This is a genomic window from Actinorhabdospora filicis, assembly GCF_030269765.1.
Classification (GTDB): domain Bacteria; phylum Actinomycetota; class Actinomycetes; order Mycobacteriales; family Micromonosporaceae; genus Actinorhabdospora; species Actinorhabdospora filicis.
Map to the genome: position 1 here is coordinate 623,513 of NZ_BSTX01000003.1, position 16,224 is coordinate 639,736.

Genomic DNA, 16,224 nt, shown 5'->3' on the forward strand with positions numbered 1-16,224 from the left:
CCGCAGACCCTACCCATGGCCCTTCCCGGGGGTTCCGGCGGAGCCGCCCGAAAACGGCTCCCGCGTGGCGCTTCGGTCACACGGAGATCGCGAAGCCGGTCACACCACCCCCGCCCGGCTCACAACCGGTGGCACGTCACCAGAGTCGGCCCGTCGAAACCGAGCACCCAGCCCTCACCGGGCTTCGTGTGCACACTGGGCACCGACAGGCCCGAGGTATCGGCCAGCAGCGCCAGCGAATCGGCGATCACCGGCAACTGGCTGCACACCACCACCGCGTCCCCGCCCTTGGCCAGCTCCGCCAGCCGCACCGCCGCGCGCTCGGGATTGCGGAAGTGCGCCTCGGCGTCGAACACCGCATCGCCCTCCACCTCCGCGCCCATCGCGCCCGCCAGCGGCTCCACCGTCTTCACACACCGCAGCGGCGAGGCCGAAACCACCCGCGCGGGCTGGAACAGCGCCAGCAGCGGCACCAGGTACCCCGCCCGCGCCCTCCCCCGCGTCTCCAGCGGCCGGGCCACGTCCGGGCCGTCGAACTCCACCCCCGCGACCGCCTTCGCGTGCCGCAGGAACACCACCAGGCCCGTGATGCGCGGCAGCGCCTCGAACGCGTCCAGCGCGGCGAAATCGCGCGGACGGCTGCACAGCTTGCGCGCCTCCTCCAGCGACACCCACCGGCGCTCGGCGATCTCCTCATTGGGCACGAACGGGGCACCCGGATTCACCGCGCGCATCGCCCAGTAATCGACCGTCTTGACCAGATCGCCCGCCGGATTCGGCAGCGTGTACGTCGACGACGTCAGGAACGGGCCAGGGACGCCCACGACGCCCGTTTCCTCCTCGACCTCCCGTACCGCGCCCGCCATCGGATGCTCGCCCTCGGCGAGCTTTCCCTTCGGCAGCGACCAGTTGTCGCAGGCCGGACGGTAAATGAGCGCGATGCGCACACCGTCCTGAGTGGAGTCCCACAGGACACCGCCCGCCGCGTGGATGCGGGACGCCTCGTTCGTCAACGCCATGCGGCCAACCGTAATCGCATCAGGCGCTCTTGTGCGTCCGTTAGCCGGGTGTCGCCTTCACCGCGCCGCCGCCACGACCCGTCGCCCTCCAGCTCGAAGGAGTCGGTCCCGTCGTCCAGCAGCAGATCGAACACCGACACCAGCTGAGCCTTGGCGTCCGGGTCGTCGACCCGCACCAGCGCCTCCACCCGGCGGTCCAGGTTGCGGTGCAGCAGGTCGGCCGAGCCGATGAACACCTCCATCGTCTTGGGCTCCGAGCCGAACCGGAACACCCGCGAGTGCTCCAGGAACCGCCCCAGCACCGAACGCACCCGGATGTTCTCGCTCAGGCCCTTCACCCCCGGCCGCACCGCGCAGATGCCCCGCACCAGCAGGTCCACCCGTGTCCCCGCCTCCGAGGCCCGGTACAGGGCGTCGATGACCGGCTCGTCGACGATCGAGTTCACCTTGATCTGGATCAGCCCGCGCTCGCCGAGGGCGGCCTGCTCCTCGATGCGCTCGATGATGCCGGCGCGGATGCCGTGCGGGGCCACCAGCAGCCGCCGGTAGGTCGTCTGGCGGCTGTAGCCGGTGAGGACGTTGAACAGGTCGGTCAGGTCGGCGCCGACCTCGGGGTCGGCGGTGAGCAGCCCGAAGTCCTCGTAGAGCCGCGCGGTGCGCGGGTGGTAGTTGCCGGTGCCGATGTGGCAGTAGCGGCGCAGGCGGCCCGACTCCTGCCGGACCACCAGGGCGGTCTTGCAGTGCGTCTTCATGCCCACCACGCCGTAGACGACGTGGCAGCCGGCCTTCTCCAGCTCCCTCGCCCAGGCGATGTTGGCCTGCTCGTCGAAGCGCGCCTTGACCTCCACCAGCACCACGACCTGCTTGCCGGCCTCGGCCGCGGCGATTAGTGCGTCCACGATGGGGGAGTCGCCGGAGGTGCGGTACAGCGTCTGCTTGATGGCCAGGACGTGCGGGTCGGCGGCGGCCTGCTCGATGAAGCGCTGCACGCTCGTGGCGAAGGAGTCGTAGGGGTGGTGGACGAGGATGTCGCCCTCGCGCAGGGTCGCGAAGACGCTCTTGGGCGTCTCCCCGGAGGTCAGGCGCGGGTGCGTGGACGGGACGAAGACCTTGTCCTTGAGGTCGTCGCGGTCGACGTCCCCGTACAGCTGCCACAGGCCCGACAGGTCCACCAGGCCCGGGACCTGCTGCACGTCGTGCTCGTCGATGCCCAGCTCGCGCACCAGCAGCTCCAGTACGTGCGGCGAGACCGAGTCGTTGATCTCAAGGCGCACCGGCGGCCCGAAGCGGCGCATCGCCAGCTCGCGCTCCATCGCCTGGAGCAGGTCCTCGTCGCGGTCCTCCTCGACCTCCACGTCGGCGTTGCGGGTGACGCGGAAGGTCAGGTGCTCCACCACCCTCATGCCGGGGAAGAGGGCGGGGAGGTGCGCGGCGATGAGCTCCTCGACGGGCAGGAACGTCGAGCCGTTGTTGACGCGCACGAACCGGGAGACGTTATTGGGCACCTTCACGCGCGCGAAGCGCTCGGGCGCGCCCGGGGTGTCGAAGTCGCGGACGATGACCGCGAGGTTCAGCGAGAGCCCCGAGATGTAGGGGAAGGGGTGGGCGGGGTCCACCGCGAGCGGGGTGAGCACCGGGAAGATCTGTTCACTGAAAAGCCGGTGCAGGCGGCCCTTCTCGTCGGTGCCCAGTTCCTCCCACGAGGTGATCCGGATGCCCTCGTCGGCCAGGCGCTTGGCGACGTCATCGGAGAAGCAGTGCGCGTGCCGCGAGACCAGCTCGTTGGTGCGCAGCGCGATCAGCCGCAGCTGCTCGCGGGCGGTGCGGCCGTCGTTGCCGCGCACGGTCAGCCCGGCCTGCATGCGCCGTTTGAGCCCGGCCACGCGCACCATGTAGAACTCGTCGAGGTTCGAGGCGAAGATGGCCAGGAACTTCGCCCGCTCCAGCAGCGGGACGGCCTGGTCCTCGGCCAGTGCGAGCACCCTGGCGTTGAAGTCGAGCCAGGACAGCTCACGGTTCAGGTACGGACTGCCCTCGGCGACCGGCTGGTAGGCGGGCGGTCCGGGTCCGTCGGTTCGCTCAGGGGTGCTCACCGCACCATTCTGTCCGGGATCGGGTTACCGGTAAATGTCGTTCAGGTGAACTGGGCCCGAGAAGATCGTCACGAAGCGTCGTCACATGGTCGGCAGTGCGAGACCGGTCACGGTGCCGTCGGCGCCGGTTTCCAGCCGCACGCGCTGACCGAGCCGCAAAAGCCGCAGATCGCTCGCGTCGAAGGCGGCGGTGTCGTAGGCGAGCTCGGTGCCGTCGTCGAGGAGGACGGTGCCGGAACGGGTCTGGTCGTCGAAGGTCGCCACGGTTCCCTGCATGTCCTGAGACATTACGCCCAGCGCGGCGGTGTGGGGGCCGAGCCCGAGGCGCCCGGCCTCGGCGAGGTCGGCGGGGGTGTCGACGTCCCGGCGCAGGCTCGGCCAGGCGCCGCGCAGTTCGGCGGCCCCGGACGCGCGGTGCGCGGCGGCCGAGCCCGGCCCGAAGCCGGGCGCGAGGCCGGCGTCGGGGAGCGCGGTGAGCAGGACGGTGCCGGTGCCCGGCGCGTCCGGCACGAACGCGCGCGGATGCCGGAGCGCCTCGGCCAGCGCGCCCGCGAGATCGGCGGGCCGCAGGGCGGGCAGGTCGGCGGTGAGGGCGGCCAGGTGCGCGCGGGGGTCACCGGCGCGGACGGCCGCGGACGCGTGGCGCAGCGCGGCGTTCAGGTCGCCGCCGGGTCCCTCGCCGATCGTCTCGGCGCCGGTGGCGGCGACGGCCTCGCGCACGGCCGCGTCATTCGACACCACGATCACGCGTCCCGCCGCCCGGCAGCGCGCGGCGGCGCGGGTGGTGTCCAGCGCGAAGGCGAGCGCGAGCCGCTCGCGCGGGGCGCGCGCCCCGCGCAGGCGGCTCTTGGCCGCCGCCAGCCCCTTGACGGGGATGAGGACGGTCCACGCGGTCATCGCGGCGGGGGTTACCGGGGCAGAGAGCGGCGGATCGACCCGTCGGCGAGAGCCTTCTTGATCCTCTTCACGCCGTAGACCGCCCCGAGGATCACCACGGCGCCGATGGCGAGGTAGATCGCCCAGCCGAGCAGGGCGAAGAAGATCTTGACCGCGAGCCACCCGACGAGGACGAGGGCGACGGCGCCGCCGACGAGCCAGGCCACCAGCCGGAAGTTCATGTGCGTCTCCTTAGCGCGCGACCACGGAAGGTCCGCAGTCACTCTGACTCCAGGATGACATCATCTTTGCCGGACCGCCATAGGGGGAATCCCTGAGTACGTGAGATGCCAGTAAGGTCGTGACACCAACATGTACCGGAGGAGAACCGTGGGGCTGTTCGGACGCAGGCGCGGCGGTGACAAGAGGCCCGGCTTCTGGCTGCGCGTCGCGGTCATGATCGTCAAGCCCGTGATGGTGTTCTTCACCAAGGCGACCTGGCTCGGCTTCGAGAACATCCCGCTCAAGGGCGGGGTCATCTTCGCGGTCAACCACATCTCGCACGCCGACCCCCTCGCGGTCGCGTTCTTCATCTACGACTCCGGGCGCAACCCCAGCTTCCTGGGCAAGGCCGGGATCTTCACGATCCCCGTGCTCGGCCCGATCATCAAGGCCACCGGCCAGATCCCGGTCTACCGGGGCACCGCCGACGCGGTGAAGTCCCTCCACGACGCCATCTCCGCCGTCGACGACGGCCGGGGCGTGATCATCTACCCCGAGGGCACCACCACCCGCCAGCCCGACATGTGGCCCATGCGCGGCAAGAACGGCGTCGCCCGCCTCGCCCTGGAGACCGGCGCGCCGGTGGTCCCCGTCGGCCAGTGGGGCCCCCAGAACCTCTACAACCCGATCACCAAGAAGCTCCGCCTGCGCCCCCGCACGCCCGTCACCATCAAGGCCGGGCCGCCCGTCGACCTCTCCCGCTGGCAGGGCGTGGAACCGACCTCGGCCAGCCTCAACGAGATGACCGACGCCATCATGCGCCGCATCGCCGGCATCGTCGGCGAGCTGCGCGGCGAGGAGCCCCCGCCGCTCCACGAGTCCTCGGCCCGCTTCACCGACAAGCCCAAGAAAGCGTGAGTGAGATGCGCACGGCAGTCCTGAGCGCGGGTTCCTGGGGCACCACCTTCGCCAAGATCCTCGCCGACCGGGGCGGGCGCGTGTCCCTCCACACCCGCCGCGAGAGCCTCGCCCACGAGATCAACACCGGGCACACCAACACCGAGTACCTGCCCGGCGTCCACCTGCCCGGCCTCATCACCGCCACCACCGACCACGCCGAGGCCCTGTCCGGCGCGGAGATGGTCGTCCTGTCGGTGCCCAGCCAGAGCCTGCGCGAGAACCTCGTCCGGTGGGCGCCGCACCTGACGCCCGACTCCACGATCATCAGCCTCATGAAGGGCGTCGAACTGGGCACCCTGATGCGCATGAGCGAGGTCATCGCCGAGGTCACCGGCGCCGACCCGGGACGCATCGTCGTCGTCTCCGGCCCCAACCTCGCCCCCGAGATCGCCGCCGGGCAGCCCACCGCCACCGTCGTCGCCGGCACCGACGCCGCCCGCACCCAGGCCGTCCAGGACGCCATCACCACCGACTACTTCCGGCCCTACACCAACAACGACGTCGTCGGCTGCGAGCTGGGCGGCGCCGTCAAGAACGTCATCGCCCTCGCCTACGGCATGGTCGCCGGCATGGGCTTCGGCGACAACACCAAGGCCACCCTCATCACCCGCGGCCTGGCCGAGACCGCCCGCCTGGGCGCCAAACTCGGCGCCGACCCGCTCACCTTCGCCGGGCTCGCCGGACTGGGCGACCTGGTGGCCTCCTGCGTCTCCCCGATCGCCCGCAACCGCGCCTTCGGCGAGCGCCTGGGCCGCGGCGAGTCCCTCGAAGAGGTCCAGGCCGCCACCCGCCAGGTCGCCGAGGGCGTCAAGAGCTGCCGCTCGGTCCGCGACCTCGCCCGCGCCAACGGCGTCGAAATGCCCATCACCGAGCAGGTCGAGCGCGTCTGCCACGAGGGACTCGATCCCCGCAAGGGCGTCGCGGCGCTGATGGCACGCGACACCAAGCCCGAATGACCCTCACCCGCCCCCACTCCCGTTAGGGTCGTGCGATGACCGACCGCAAGATCCGCGTGGCCGTCATCTTCGGCGGGCGCAGCGGTGAACACCCGATCTCCTGCGTGAGCGCCGGAAACGTCTTCGAGGCCCTCGACCCCGGCGAGTTCGAGGTCGTCCCCATCGGCATCACCCGCGAGGGACGGTGGGTACTCGCCGACGGCGACCCCACCCGCCTCGCCATCGCCGGGCGCGTGCTGCCCGAGGTCACCGACGCCACCGGCGAGGCCGTCGCGCTCGCCGCCGACCCGACCGTCCCGGCCCTGCGCGCGGGCGACGGCCTGTCGGGCGTCGACGTTGTCTTCCCGATCCTGCACGGCGCCTACGGCGAGGACGGCACCGTCCAGGGGCTGCTGGAGCTGGCCGGGATCCCCTATGTCGGGGCGGGCGTGCTGTCCTCGGCGGTGAGCCTGGACAAGGAGTTCACCAAGCGGCTGCTGGCCGCCGAGGGCGTGCCGGTGGTGCCCTACGCCGTCCTGCGGCCCGGCATGGAGCTCTCGGAGGGCGATAAGGAGCGGCTGGGGCTGCCGGTGTTCGTGAAACCGGCGCGTGGCGGCTCGTCCCTGGGCATCACGAAGGTCACCGACTGGGCCGGGCTGGACGCGGCTCTGGCGGCGGCCCGCGAGGTCGACCCGAAGGTGCTCGTGGAGACGGCCGTGCCGGGCGTCCGCGAGGTCGAGTGCGGCGTCCTGGAGGGCGAGGACGGCGGCCCGCCCGAGGCGAGCGTCCCCGCCGAGATCCGCGTGGTGGCCGCCGAGCACGACTGGTACGACTTCGAGGCGAAGTACCTCGACGACGCCAGCGAGTTCGACCTGCCGCCGAACCTGCCCGCCGAGGTCGTCGAGCGCGTCCGGGAGCTGTCGCTGAAGGCGTTCACCGCGCTGGACGGCGCGGGCCTGGCGCGCGTCGACTTCTTCGTGACGGCCGATCTGGAGATCTACTTCAACGAGATCAACACGATGCCCGGGTTCACCTCGCGCTCGATGTTCCCGATGATGTGGGCGGCCAGCGGCCTGGACTACCCGAAGCTGGTGACGCGCATGGTCCGCACCGCGCTGGCGCGGGGGACCGGGCTGCGCTGAGGCCTCAGCCGCAGCCGGTCGGCACGCCCTCGGCCGACCGCGCCAGCTGCTTGCCGACGACCGCGGCGACGCCCTTGGCCCACTGCCCCGAACCGGCCGGGTCGCCGGGCACCGTCACCGCGACGGGGACGACGCGGTCGACGGTCGTCCACACCGTCCCGGGCGCGCTGCCCTGCGGCGTCGGACGCGACACCCAGCACACGCCCTCAAGGGGGTAGACGATCTCGGCGGGGTCGACCTTGGGCGCCTCGACACCGCAGACGAGGGTGGTGGGCGGGTCGCCGAAGGCCGCCGCCTGCTCGGAGCCGTCCGCCATGATCCGGCGGCCCTGGTCGAGGACCTGATCGGGGAGTTCGGCGAGGAGGGCGCGGCAGGCGACGGCCTGTTCGCCGTCGAGCTTGGGCAGATCCACGTAGACGGGGGCGCTGGACATCGCCGAGGGCTGCGCGCCCGGATCGTCCTTGGGCCGCGCGTTCGACACGACGAGGAAGATCACCACGGCGACGACGATCGCCACTGGAACGGCCACCAACGTGGCGATCCGGGCTGCGCCCCTGGTCACCGGATCGGCCACGGCAGGCCCCCTAAGACAAGTGCACTACGGAACAGGTCAGTGTCCGGGTGATGCCCGGAACCTGCTGCACTTTACTGACGACCATGTGCCCCAGCTCGTCCACGGTGGGGGCCTCTGTGAGCACCACGACGTCGTAGGGCCCGGTGACGGCGTCCACTTTCACCACGCCGGAGATGTCGGCGATGGTCGCGGCGACGTCGCGAGCACGGCCGACCTCGGTCTGGACAAGGATGTAAGCCTGGACCACTGCACGACTCCTTTAGGCGACACTCGCGCGGGTTTCCCGCGAAACTACCGCAACAGCGCGCGGTCGCCATGGGACACACGGGTACGGGGCTTCCGAGCGGCACCGGCGTCCCTCCCGGGCGGCGCGGCGGCGGCGCGGACGTGGTGGTCACATTAAGCTACCCCGTGGTCCGTAGTGAGGAGTCGCGATGACCTTGGCGCACACCGGCGAGTTCGGCCTGATCGAGCGGGTCGTGGAACGTCTGTCCGTCCCCCTCGCGGGCGGCGCGGGCGTGGACATGCTGCTCGGCCCGGGAGACGACGCCGCCGTCGTGCGCGCGCCCGACGGGCGCGTGGTCGCGTGCACCGACGTCCTCGTCGAGGGACGCCACTTCCGCCGCGACTGGTCCAGCCCCCTCGACGTCGGCCACCGCGCCGCCGCCGCCAACCTCGCCGACATCGCCGCCATGGGCGCCCGCCCCACCGGCCTGCTCGTCGGCCTGTGCGCGCCCAAGGACCTGCCCGTCGCCTGGGCCGAGGAGTTCTCCCTCGGCCTGGCCGAGGAGGCCGCCTCCGTCGGCGCCGCCGTCGTCGGCGGCGACACCGTGGCCAGCCCGGTGCTGACCATCGCCGTCACCGCCCTCGGCGACCTGGAGAACCGCGCGCCCGTCACCCGCGCCGGGGCCCGCCCCGGCGACATCATCGCCCTGGCCGGACGCCTCGGCTGGGCCGCCGCCGGCTACACGATCCTGTCGCGCGGCTTCCGCTCACCCGGACTGCTGGTCAACGCCTTCCGCCGCCCCGAAGTGCCCTACGCCGCCGGCATCCTGGCCGCCCAGCTGGGCGCCACCTCGATGATCGACACCTCCGACGGCCTCATCGCCGACGCCGGGCACATCGCGAAGGCCTCGGGAGTGCGCCTGGACCTGCGCAGGTCGTACTTCGAGCTGCCCACCCAGATGGCCGACTCGGCCAACGCGCTGGGGGTGGATCCGTACGAGTGGATCCTCACCGGGGGAGAGGACCACGCGCTGGTCGCGACGTTCCCGCCGGACGTGATGCTGGGCGGGGCATGGCGTGAGATCGGCGTGGTGCGGGAAGGGGAGGGCGTGACCGTCGACGGGGCGAAGTGGACGAGCGCGGCGGCGGGGTGGGACCACTTCCGGACGGATGTGGGGTAGGTCGCAGATGTGCCGCGAACACGATCTGCTCGTCGAACCCGCCGGCCGCCGAACCACTCGACCCCGTGTATCGCGACCCGCGGAACCCGGGCTCGAATGGGCTTCACGGGCGAGTGAGTTCGGTTCACCTGCCTTGCCACGAACACGATCCGCTCACCGAAGCGCGCCGACCGCCGAACCACTCGACCCCGGCTCGTCTCGCGGCCCTTCGCGGAACCCGGGCTCGAACCGGCTTCACCGGCGAGTGAGCTCGCTTCACCTGCCTTCGGGGATGAGGTGCGGATGACCGCGGCGGCATGTGTGAGACTTTCGCTCGCCTCGCCGCTCGTGGCGTGGGGCGGCGGTCCGGTGGGTGTGGGGCGAGCCGCCACCACCGGGCGGGCACAGAATCGGCATGGGAGCTGACAGAGGCGCAGGTCGCGAAGGGTGCTCCCCACGGGCGTGGGGGTGAGCCGAACATGGGCACGCCGATGGGCAAGCTCGCAGGGTGCTCCCCGCAGGCGCGGGGTGATCCGCGCATGAAAAAAGCCGGGCCATCGGCCCGGCTTCTTCACGTATGACCGCGCTTAGGCGCGCGCCACCTTGCCCGCCTTCAGGCAGGAGGAGCACAGCTTGACCTTGCGCTTGTTGTCGCCGCCCTCGACGTTGGTGCGGACGACCTGGATGTTCGGGTTCCACCGGCGCCGCGTCCGGCGGTGCGAGTGGGACACGTTGTTGCCGAAGCCGGGGCCCTTGCCGCAGACATCGCACCTGCTGGACATGATGAACGCACTCCTGAGTGTTGACCTAGAACTTGAGCAGCCCACACAGGGGCAGCTTGGAAGCCTACCTGAGGGCCACGCTCCGTCGCCAAACGGGGGTGGTGTCGAAGGTGTCACTCTCACGTACGCTGGCAGCGACGTTACCGCAGGCGTCCCATGGCGACGGCACCTCCCCCGGAAAGTTTGCCCCTGATGACGTACCCACCCCAGCAGCCCGACGAGGCGTCGTCGGAGGACACCCAGTCGTTGCGCGCGCGTGAGCAGGAGCAGCCCGTATCGCCGTTCGGGCCCGCGCCGGATCCGCATCAGCAGGGACGTCCGCCGCAGCCGCCACCGGTCCCGGTCGATCCCTTCGCGCCGCCGCCGCAGTTCCAGCAGCCGCAGCAGCCCCAGTACCAGCAGCCTCAGCCGCAGTACCCGCAGCAGCAGCCCGTGCCGGAGCCGCCCACGGCGCCGAACCAGTACGGCGCGCCCGCGTACCCGCAGGCGCAGCCGCCCCAGGCCCAGCCGCCTCAGACGTACCCGTCGCAGACCTACCCGCCCCAGACCTACGGGCAGACGCCGGAGGCCCACGCGCCCTACGCGCCTCCGCAGCAGCAGCCCCAGCACACCCCGCCGCCGGTCTCGGCGCCCCCGGCGTACACCCCGCCGCCGGTCTCGGGCCCGCCCGCCGCCTACATGCCGCCGCCGCCGCCCGTCTCGGCCCCTCCGGCCTACGCGCCGCCGCAGCCCCCGGTGTCGGGACCCCCGTCCTACACACCGCCCTCCCCGTACGCGCCGCCGCCGGTCTCCGCGCCGCCCGCGTACACGCCGCCCCCGGTCTCGGCGCCGCCGTCGCCCTACGCGCCGCCGCCGGTCTCGGCTCCCCCCGTCTCCGGTGGCCCGGTCTCCGGCGGACCCGTGTCCGGCGTCCCCGTCTCGGCCGCGCCGACCTCGGTACCGCCCGCGCCGCCCGTCTACGTCCCGCAGCAGCCCATCTACGTGCCGCAGAACCAGCCGGTCGACCCCAGCGCGTTCGCCCCCAAGCCGGTGGACACGCAGGGCCCGACCTACACCGGCCTCACCCCCGAGCCGCAGCCGCAGCCCCAGCCGTGGGGCGGCGCGCCCGTCCGGGAGCGGCGCGGCATGCCCCGCTGGCTCCTGGTGACCGGCGTCATCGTGCTCGTCCTGGCCCTCGCGGGCGGCGCTTACCTGTTCGTGCGCGCCGGCAAGGGCGGCACTCAGCAGGCCGACCCGACGCCCACCGGCAGCACGCCGCCGCCCGGTCCGCAGCTGACGCCCGTCACCTCCACGGGGACGCGCCTGGAGTACCTCACCGCCGGGGCGCCGTGGGCGACGCTCGCCGCGCCGCCGCCCGGCCTCAACGAGATCACCAGCCCGGTCGGCGAGACCAAACCGGCCACGCCGGTCCCGTCGATGTTCGTGGTCGGCGGCCTCGACACCGCCCTCGTCCCGTACGCGGGCACCGCCAAGATGGGGGAGACGGCCAGCGCGCTCGCCGAGTCCCTCGACGGGCGGCGCTACGTCGGCGGCGACAACAAGCCGCTGCCCGGCCTCAAGCGCGACGTCGCGCCCACCATCGAGCCGCTGCGCCTGGACGGCCGGATCGCGCTGATCATGCGCTACCACGTGGCGTGGGACGGCGGAGGCGACCAGGTGACGATCGTCGTGGCCGACATGGACGGCGCCCGCGCCGCCGTGATGTACGCCGCGGTGCCCGACACCGAGAAGGACCTCCAGGCGACCGTCGCCGGCCGGGTGATGACACTGCACTTCAACCTGTGACGGCACTTCAACCTGTGAGGCCGGAGCGCCTCTCGGTCGGCAACCGCGCTTTGTCGGCGACTGCCATTAGGCTCGTGTTCCGTGCGGGACGTTGATGAAACTGCGGCCACGATCGACGCGGCCGGATTCCACCGCTGGTGCGCGGCGAGCCTCGACGTCCTGCGCCGGCACCGGCGCGACATCGACGAACTGAACGTGTTCCCCGTCCCCGACGGCGACACCGGCACCAACATGGTGGCCACCGTCACCGCCGGGGTGACCGCCCTCGACGGCGGCGAGATCACCGAGCTCGCCGAGGCGCTGCGCCGTTTCGCGCGCGGCGCGCTGCTCGGCGCGCGCGGCAACTCCGGGGTGATCCTCGCCCAGTTCTTCCGGGGCCTGGCCGACGCCTGGGCGCACCAGAGCGGCGAGGCCACCGAGGCGGGCGCGTCGAGCGTCGTCACCGGCCTGCGCGTGGCCGCCGACGCCTGCCGCGCCGCCGTCGCGCAGCCCGCCGAGGGCACCATGCTCACCATCGCCGACGCCGCCGCGCGCGCCGCCGCCGACGCGCCCGGCGCCGACCTGGCGCGCGTGGTCACCGTCGCCGCCGAGGCCGCCGCCGAGGCCGTGGCGCGCACGCCCACGCAGCTGCCCGCCCTCGCCCGCGCCGGGGTGGTCGACTCCGGCGGCTTCGGGCTCGCGCTGGTCCTGGACGCCCTCGTCGGCGTCGTCACCGGCGCGCCCACCGGCGCCCCCGTCGCCGCCGCCGACCTCGGCGAGCGCCCGCGCGGCCGCACCGGCTCCGCCGAGCGCGAGACGGGCTCCGAGGAGTTCGCCTACGAGGTCCAGTACCTCCTCGAAGCCCCGCCGGACGAGGTGGAGCGCCTGCGCCTGCGGCTGACCGCGCTCGGCGACTCCCTCGTCGTGGTCGGCACCGGCCTCGGCGACGCCACGCCCACCTGGAACGTGCACGTCCACGTCAATGACATCGGCGCCGCCATCGAGGCCGGGATCGAGGCCGGGCGCCCCCACCGCATCTCGGTGACGCGCTTCGTCGAGCAGCACGCGACGGGTGTCGCTCCGCCCGCGCCTCCCGGCGGCGCGCCGCGCGCGGTGGTCGCCGTCGCCGGCGGCTCCGGCCTCGCCGACCTGTTCGCCGCCGAGGGCGCCCACCCCGTGGTCAGCTCGCCCCCGTCGGCCGGTGAGCTGCTGGACGCCGTCCGCGCCACCGGCGCCACCGAGGTCATCCTGCTGCCCAATGACGGCAACAGCCACTCCACCGCCGCCACCGCCGCCGGTCTCGCGCGCGCCGAGGGCTTCCAGGTCTCGGTGGTGCCGACCCGCTCGCCGGTGCAGGCGCTGGCCGCGCTGGCCGTCCGCGACCCGGCCCGCCGCTTCGACGACGACGTCATCGCCATGGCCGAGGCCGCCGGGGCCTGCCGCCACGGCGCGATCGCGATCGCCGCGCGCGAGTCGATCACCACCGCCGGGCGGTGCGCGCCCGGCGACGTCCTCGGGCTCGCCGAGGGCGACGTGGTCCTCATCGGCCGCGACCTCGCCGGGGTCGCCTGCGAGCTGCTGGACCGCATGTGCGGCGCCGGGGGAGAACTGGTCACCCTCGTCACCGGCGCCGGTCTGCGCGCCGAGGACGAGGTGCGCATCACCGCGCACATGGCCTCCCGCTGGCCGCTGGTGGACGTGACGGCCTATCGCGGCGGGCAGCGCCATCAGCCGCTGATCGTGGGGGTGGAGTGATGCACGGACTGGACACCGCGCTCACCAAGGTCCTGGGCGGCAAGACCGCCGAGGCCCTGGAGGACGCGCTCGACCTGCGCACCGTCGGCGACCTGCTGCGCCACTACCCGCGCCGCTACGCCGAACGCGGCGAGCGCACCGACCTGGCCACGCTGGAGATCGGCGAGCAGGTCACCATCATGGCCGAGATCCGCGCGGTCAACCGCAAGCAGATGCGCACCAAGCGCGGCAGCATGCTGGAGGTCCTCGTCGGCGACGGCGACCGCACCATCTCGCTGACCTTCTTCAACCAGGCCTGGCGCGAACGCGAGCTCCAGCCCGGCAAGTGGGGCCTGTTCGCGGGCAAGGTCTCCGAGTTCCGCGGCCGCCGACAGCTGAACGCCCCCGACTACCGGATGCTGCCCGACCCCGACAGCCCCGAGGGCGCCGAGGTCATCGAGGAGTTCGCCGGGGCGCTCATCCCGGTCTACCCGGCGGCGGCGAAGCTGCCGAGCTGGACGATCGCGCGCTGCGTCGGCATCGTCCTCAAGCACCTCGTCATCGAGGGACGCGACCCGCTCCCGGCCGACCTGCGCGCCGAGCACAAGCTCACCGACCTGCGCACCGCCCTCCACGACGTCCACCGGCCCGGCAGCAAGGGCGAGCTGTACAACGCGATCAAGCGCCTCAAGTGGGAGGAGGCCTTCGGGCTCCAGGTCGTCCTGGTCCGCCGCAAGCACTCCGCCTCGGCCGTCGCCGCCACGCCCCGGCCCCCGCGCGCCGACGGCATCCTCGCCGCCTTCGACGCCGCGCTGCCCTTCGAGCTCACCGAGGGCCAGCGCGAGGTCGGCGAGACCATCGCCGCCGACCTCGCCACCCCGCACCCCATGCACCGGCTGCTTCAAGGGGAGGTGGGCAGCGGCAAGACGATGGTCTCCATGCGCGCCATGCTCCAGGTCGTCGACTCCGGCGCCCAGGCCGCGCTGCTGGCGCCCACCGAGGTCCTCGCCACCCAGCACCACCGCACCATCACCGACATGCTCGGCGACCGCGCCCGCGCCGGTGAGCTGGACGCCCCCGCCGAGGCCACCCGCGTCGCCCTCGTCACCGGCTCGCAGGGCGCCAAGGCCCGCAAGGCCGCCCTCGCCGAGGTCGCCGACGGCACCGCGGGCATCGTCGTGGGCACCCACGCGCTGCTCTACGACTCCGTCGACTTCCGCGATCTCGGGCTCGTCGTCGTCGACGAGCAGCACCGCTTCGGCGTCGAACAGCGCGACGCCCTGCGCGCCAAGGCCGCCGTGCCGCCGCACGTCCTGGTCATGACCGCCACGCCCATCCCGCGCACGGTGGCCATGACCGTCTACGGCGACCTGGAGGTCTCCTCCCTCGCGCAGCTCCCGAAGGGCCGCTCGCCCATCACCACCCACGTCGTCCCCGGCGGCGACGAGCGGTGGATGCGCCGGACCTGGCAGCGGCTGCGCGAAGAGGTCCAGGCCGGGCACCAGGCCTACATCGTGTGCCCCCGCATCGGCGACGACGACAAGGAACCCGGCGACGACGGACGCCGGCCGCCCCTGGCCGTCCTCGACGTCGGGCCCGCGCTCGCCGAGGGCGCCCTGCACGGCCTGCGCGTGGGAATCCTGCACGGCAGGCTCCCGCCGGAGGAGAAGGACGCGGTCATGCGCGCCTTCAAGAACCGCGAGCTCGACGTGATCGTGGCCACCACCGTCATCGAGGTCGGCGTGGACGTCCCGAACGCGACGATGATGGTCATCCTGGACGCTGACCGCTTCGGGGTGTCCCAGCTCCACCAGCTGCGCGGCCGCGTCGGCCGGGGCAGCGCCGCCGGGCTGTGCCTGCTGGTCAGCGAGGCCTACGCGGGCGGCACCTCGGCCGAGCGGCTCGCCGCGGTCGCCGAGACCACCGACGGGTTCCGGCTCGCCGAGCTGGACTTGGAGCAGCGGCGCGAGGGCGACGTCCTCGGCGAGGCGCAGTCCGGGCACCGCTCGCAGGTGAAACTGTTGTCCCTGCTCAAGGACGCCGACCTGATCCGCGAGGCGCGCGAGGCCGCGATGGCCCTCGTGGCGGCGGACCCGGAGCTGGAGCGGCATCCGGAGCTGGCCGCGACCGTTGCCGCGCTCGTCGACGACGAGCGCGCCGAGTACCTGGAGAAGGGTTGACCCGCATCATCGCCGGTGTCCATCGTGGACGCCGGTTGCAGACCCCGCCCGGCGACAAGACGCGCCCGACCTCCGACCGGGTGCGCGAGGCGCTCTTCGGTGCCGTGGCGAGTTACGTGGACCTGGAGGGCGCGCGCGTCCTCGACCTGTACGCCGGATCCGGCGCGGTCGGGCTGGAGGCGTGCTCGCGCGGGGCGGAGCACGCCCTGCTCGTGGAGGCCGACGCACGCGCGGCCCGCGTCATCCGCGCCAACGTCACCGCCCTGGGACTGAGCGGGACTGTGGTTCTCGCCACGTCCACGGTGGCCGCGCTTCTGGCGTCGGCGCCGGACGAGCCCTACGACTTCGTCTTCGCCGACCCGCCCTACACCCTCGGCAACGACGAGATCACCGCGAATCTGAACGCGCTGCTCACCGGCGGCTGGCTCCAGGAGGACGCGTTGGTGCTGGTGGAGCGATCGATCCGGACGGGTTCTTTCGAGTGGCCACCGGGACTGGCCGAGATCCGTGGCCGCCGTTACGGGGAGTCCATTCTTTGGTACGGTGCCCGATCGTGAC

The 16,224-nt window shown here is 72.8% G+C and carries 14 protein-coding genes and 1 pseudogene; 8 read left to right on the plus strand and 7 right to left on the minus strand.

All coding sequences use genetic code 11. The features are described 5' to 3' along the window. Positions 1 to 119: 119 nt before the first annotated feature. From QSK10_RS23200 to QSK10_RS23220, 4 genes and pseudogenes are all read right to left on the minus strand, one after another. A complete protein-coding gene (locus QSK10_RS23200) occupies positions 120 to 1,019 on the minus strand; it encodes an NUDIX hydrolase (RefSeq protein ID WP_285665047.1) in 900 nt (299 codons plus the stop codon). Beyond that, the gene (locus QSK10_RS23205) at positions 1,010 to 3,112 is read right to left on the minus strand and encodes an RNA degradosome polyphosphate kinase (protein WP_285665048.1); all 2,103 of its coding nucleotides are present in this window, start codon (positions 3,110 to 3,112) and stop codon (positions 1,010 to 1,012) included. The genes QSK10_RS23200 and QSK10_RS23205 overlap by 10 nt, the downstream gene beginning before the upstream one ends. Before the next feature lie 294 nt (positions 3,113 to 3,406). Next, a pseudogene (gene cofC / locus QSK10_RS23215) lies at positions 3,407 to 4,009 on the minus strand (2-phospho-L-lactate guanylyltransferase); the annotation flags it as partial. A gap of 11 nt (positions 4,010 to 4,020) precedes the next feature. After that, a complete protein-coding gene (locus QSK10_RS23220; RefSeq protein WP_285665049.1) occupies positions 4,021 to 4,230 on the minus strand; it encodes a hypothetical protein in 210 nt (69 codons plus the stop codon). Between the two features lie 214 nt (positions 4,231 to 4,444). On the opposite strand from QSK10_RS23220, the gene QSK10_RS23225 reads away from it, so the two are divergent. From QSK10_RS23225 to QSK10_RS23235, 3 genes are read left to right on the plus strand one after another with little or no spacing between them, the layout of a single operon-like run. Next, entirely contained in the window at positions 4,445 to 5,128 is a 684-nt protein-coding gene (locus QSK10_RS23225) for a lysophospholipid acyltransferase family protein (protein WP_285665410.1), read from the plus strand. A 5-nt stretch (positions 5,129 to 5,133) separates the two neighbouring features. Then, positions 5,134 to 6,126 (plus strand): NAD(P)H-dependent glycerol-3-phosphate dehydrogenase, encoded by a 993-nt coding sequence (locus tag QSK10_RS23230; protein WP_285665050.1) that lies wholly within the window; start codon positions 5,134 to 5,136, stop codon positions 6,124 to 6,126. Positions 6,127 to 6,161: 35 nt separating this feature from the next. Then, on the plus strand, positions 6,162 to 7,247 hold the full coding sequence (locus QSK10_RS23235; protein ID WP_285665051.1) for a D-alanine--D-alanine ligase family protein: 1,086 nt from the start codon (positions 6,162 to 6,164) through the stop codon (positions 7,245 to 7,247). A 4-nt stretch (positions 7,248 to 7,251) separates the two neighbouring features. Here the strand turns inward: QSK10_RS23235 and QSK10_RS23240 are convergent, their stop codons facing one another. Both QSK10_RS23240 and QSK10_RS23245 read right to left on the minus strand, forming a co-directional pair. Beyond that, the gene (locus QSK10_RS23240; protein ID WP_285665052.1) at positions 7,252 to 7,776 is read right to left on the minus strand and encodes a DUF3515 domain-containing protein; all 525 of its coding nucleotides are present in this window, start codon (positions 7,774 to 7,776) and stop codon (positions 7,252 to 7,254) included. A 55-nt stretch (positions 7,777 to 7,831) separates the two neighbouring features. Then, positions 7,832 to 8,068, minus strand: coding sequence for an Lrp/AsnC ligand binding domain-containing protein (locus QSK10_RS23245; protein ID WP_285665053.1), 237 nt, complete (start codon positions 8,066 to 8,068; stop codon positions 7,832 to 7,834). Between the two features lie 187 nt (positions 8,069 to 8,255). On the opposite strand from QSK10_RS23245, the gene QSK10_RS23250 reads away from it, so the two are divergent. Further along, positions 8,256 to 9,227: a thiamine-phosphate kinase gene (locus QSK10_RS23250; RefSeq protein WP_285665054.1), complete on the plus strand. Its 972-nt coding sequence runs from the start codon at positions 8,256 to 8,258 to the stop codon at positions 9,225 to 9,227. Positions 9,228 to 9,793: 566 nt separating this feature from the next. Here the strand turns inward: QSK10_RS23250 and rpmB are convergent. Next, positions 9,794 to 9,988: a 50S ribosomal protein L28 gene (rpmB, locus tag QSK10_RS23255; RefSeq protein ID WP_285665055.1), complete on the minus strand. Its 195-nt coding sequence runs from the start codon at positions 9,986 to 9,988 to the stop codon at positions 9,794 to 9,796. 192 nt (positions 9,989 to 10,180) lie between these two features. On the opposite strand from rpmB, the gene QSK10_RS23260 reads away from it, so the two are divergent. From QSK10_RS23260 to rsmD, 4 genes are all read left to right on the plus strand, one after another. Then, positions 10,181 to 11,773, plus strand: a complete 1,593-nt coding sequence (locus QSK10_RS23260) for a hypothetical protein (protein ID WP_285665056.1) — start codon at positions 10,181 to 10,183, stop codon at positions 11,771 to 11,773. Positions 11,774 to 11,854: 81 nt separating this feature from the next. Next, complete coding sequence (locus QSK10_RS23265; protein ID WP_285665057.1) at positions 11,855 to 13,507, plus strand: DAK2 domain-containing protein; 1,653 nt, start codon at positions 11,855 to 11,857, stop codon at positions 13,505 to 13,507. After that, positions 13,507 to 15,666, plus strand: a complete 2,160-nt coding sequence (recG, locus tag QSK10_RS23270) for an ATP-dependent DNA helicase RecG (RefSeq protein WP_285665058.1) — start codon at positions 13,507 to 13,509, stop codon at positions 15,664 to 15,666. Before QSK10_RS23265 ends, recG begins: the two co-directional genes overlap by 1 nt. Then, positions 15,663 to 16,223, plus strand: a complete 561-nt coding sequence (gene rsmD, locus QSK10_RS23275) for a 16S rRNA (guanine(966)-N(2))-methyltransferase RsmD (RefSeq protein ID WP_285665059.1) — start codon at positions 15,663 to 15,665, stop codon at positions 16,221 to 16,223. Before recG ends, rsmD begins: the two co-directional genes overlap by 4 nt. Position 16,224: the final 1 nt, after the last annotated feature.

Bases quoted from the DNA above. Each gene is read 5' to 3' on its own strand.
- QSK10_RS23260 (WP_285665056.1), top strand. From the start codon at position 10,181: ATGACGTACCCACCCCAGCAGCCCGACGAGGCGTCGTCGGAGGACACC.
- QSK10_RS23220 (WP_285665049.1), bottom strand. From the start codon at position 4,230: ATGAACTTCCGGCTGGTGGCCTGGCTCGTCGGCGGCGCCGTCGCCCTC.
- rpmB (WP_285665055.1), bottom strand. From the start codon at position 9,988: ATGTCCAGCAGGTGCGATGTCTGCGGCAAGGGCCCCGGCTTCGGCAAC.
- QSK10_RS23225 (WP_285665410.1), top strand. From the start codon at position 4,445: ATGATCGTCAAGCCCGTGATGGTGTTCTTCACCAAGGCGACCTGGCTC.
- QSK10_RS23230 (WP_285665050.1), top strand. From the start codon at position 5,134: ATGCGCACGGCAGTCCTGAGCGCGGGTTCCTGGGGCACCACCTTCGCC.
- recG (WP_285665058.1), top strand. From the start codon at position 13,507: ATGCACGGACTGGACACCGCGCTCACCAAGGTCCTGGGCGGCAAGACC.
- QSK10_RS23250 (WP_285665054.1), top strand. From the start codon at position 8,256: ATGACCTTGGCGCACACCGGCGAGTTCGGCCTGATCGAGCGGGTCGTG.
- QSK10_RS23200 (WP_285665047.1), bottom strand. From the start codon at position 1,019: ATGGCGTTGACGAACGAGGCGTCCCGCATCCACGCGGCGGGCGGTGTC.
- QSK10_RS23235 (WP_285665051.1), top strand. From the start codon at position 6,162: ATGACCGACCGCAAGATCCGCGTGGCCGTCATCTTCGGCGGGCGCAGC.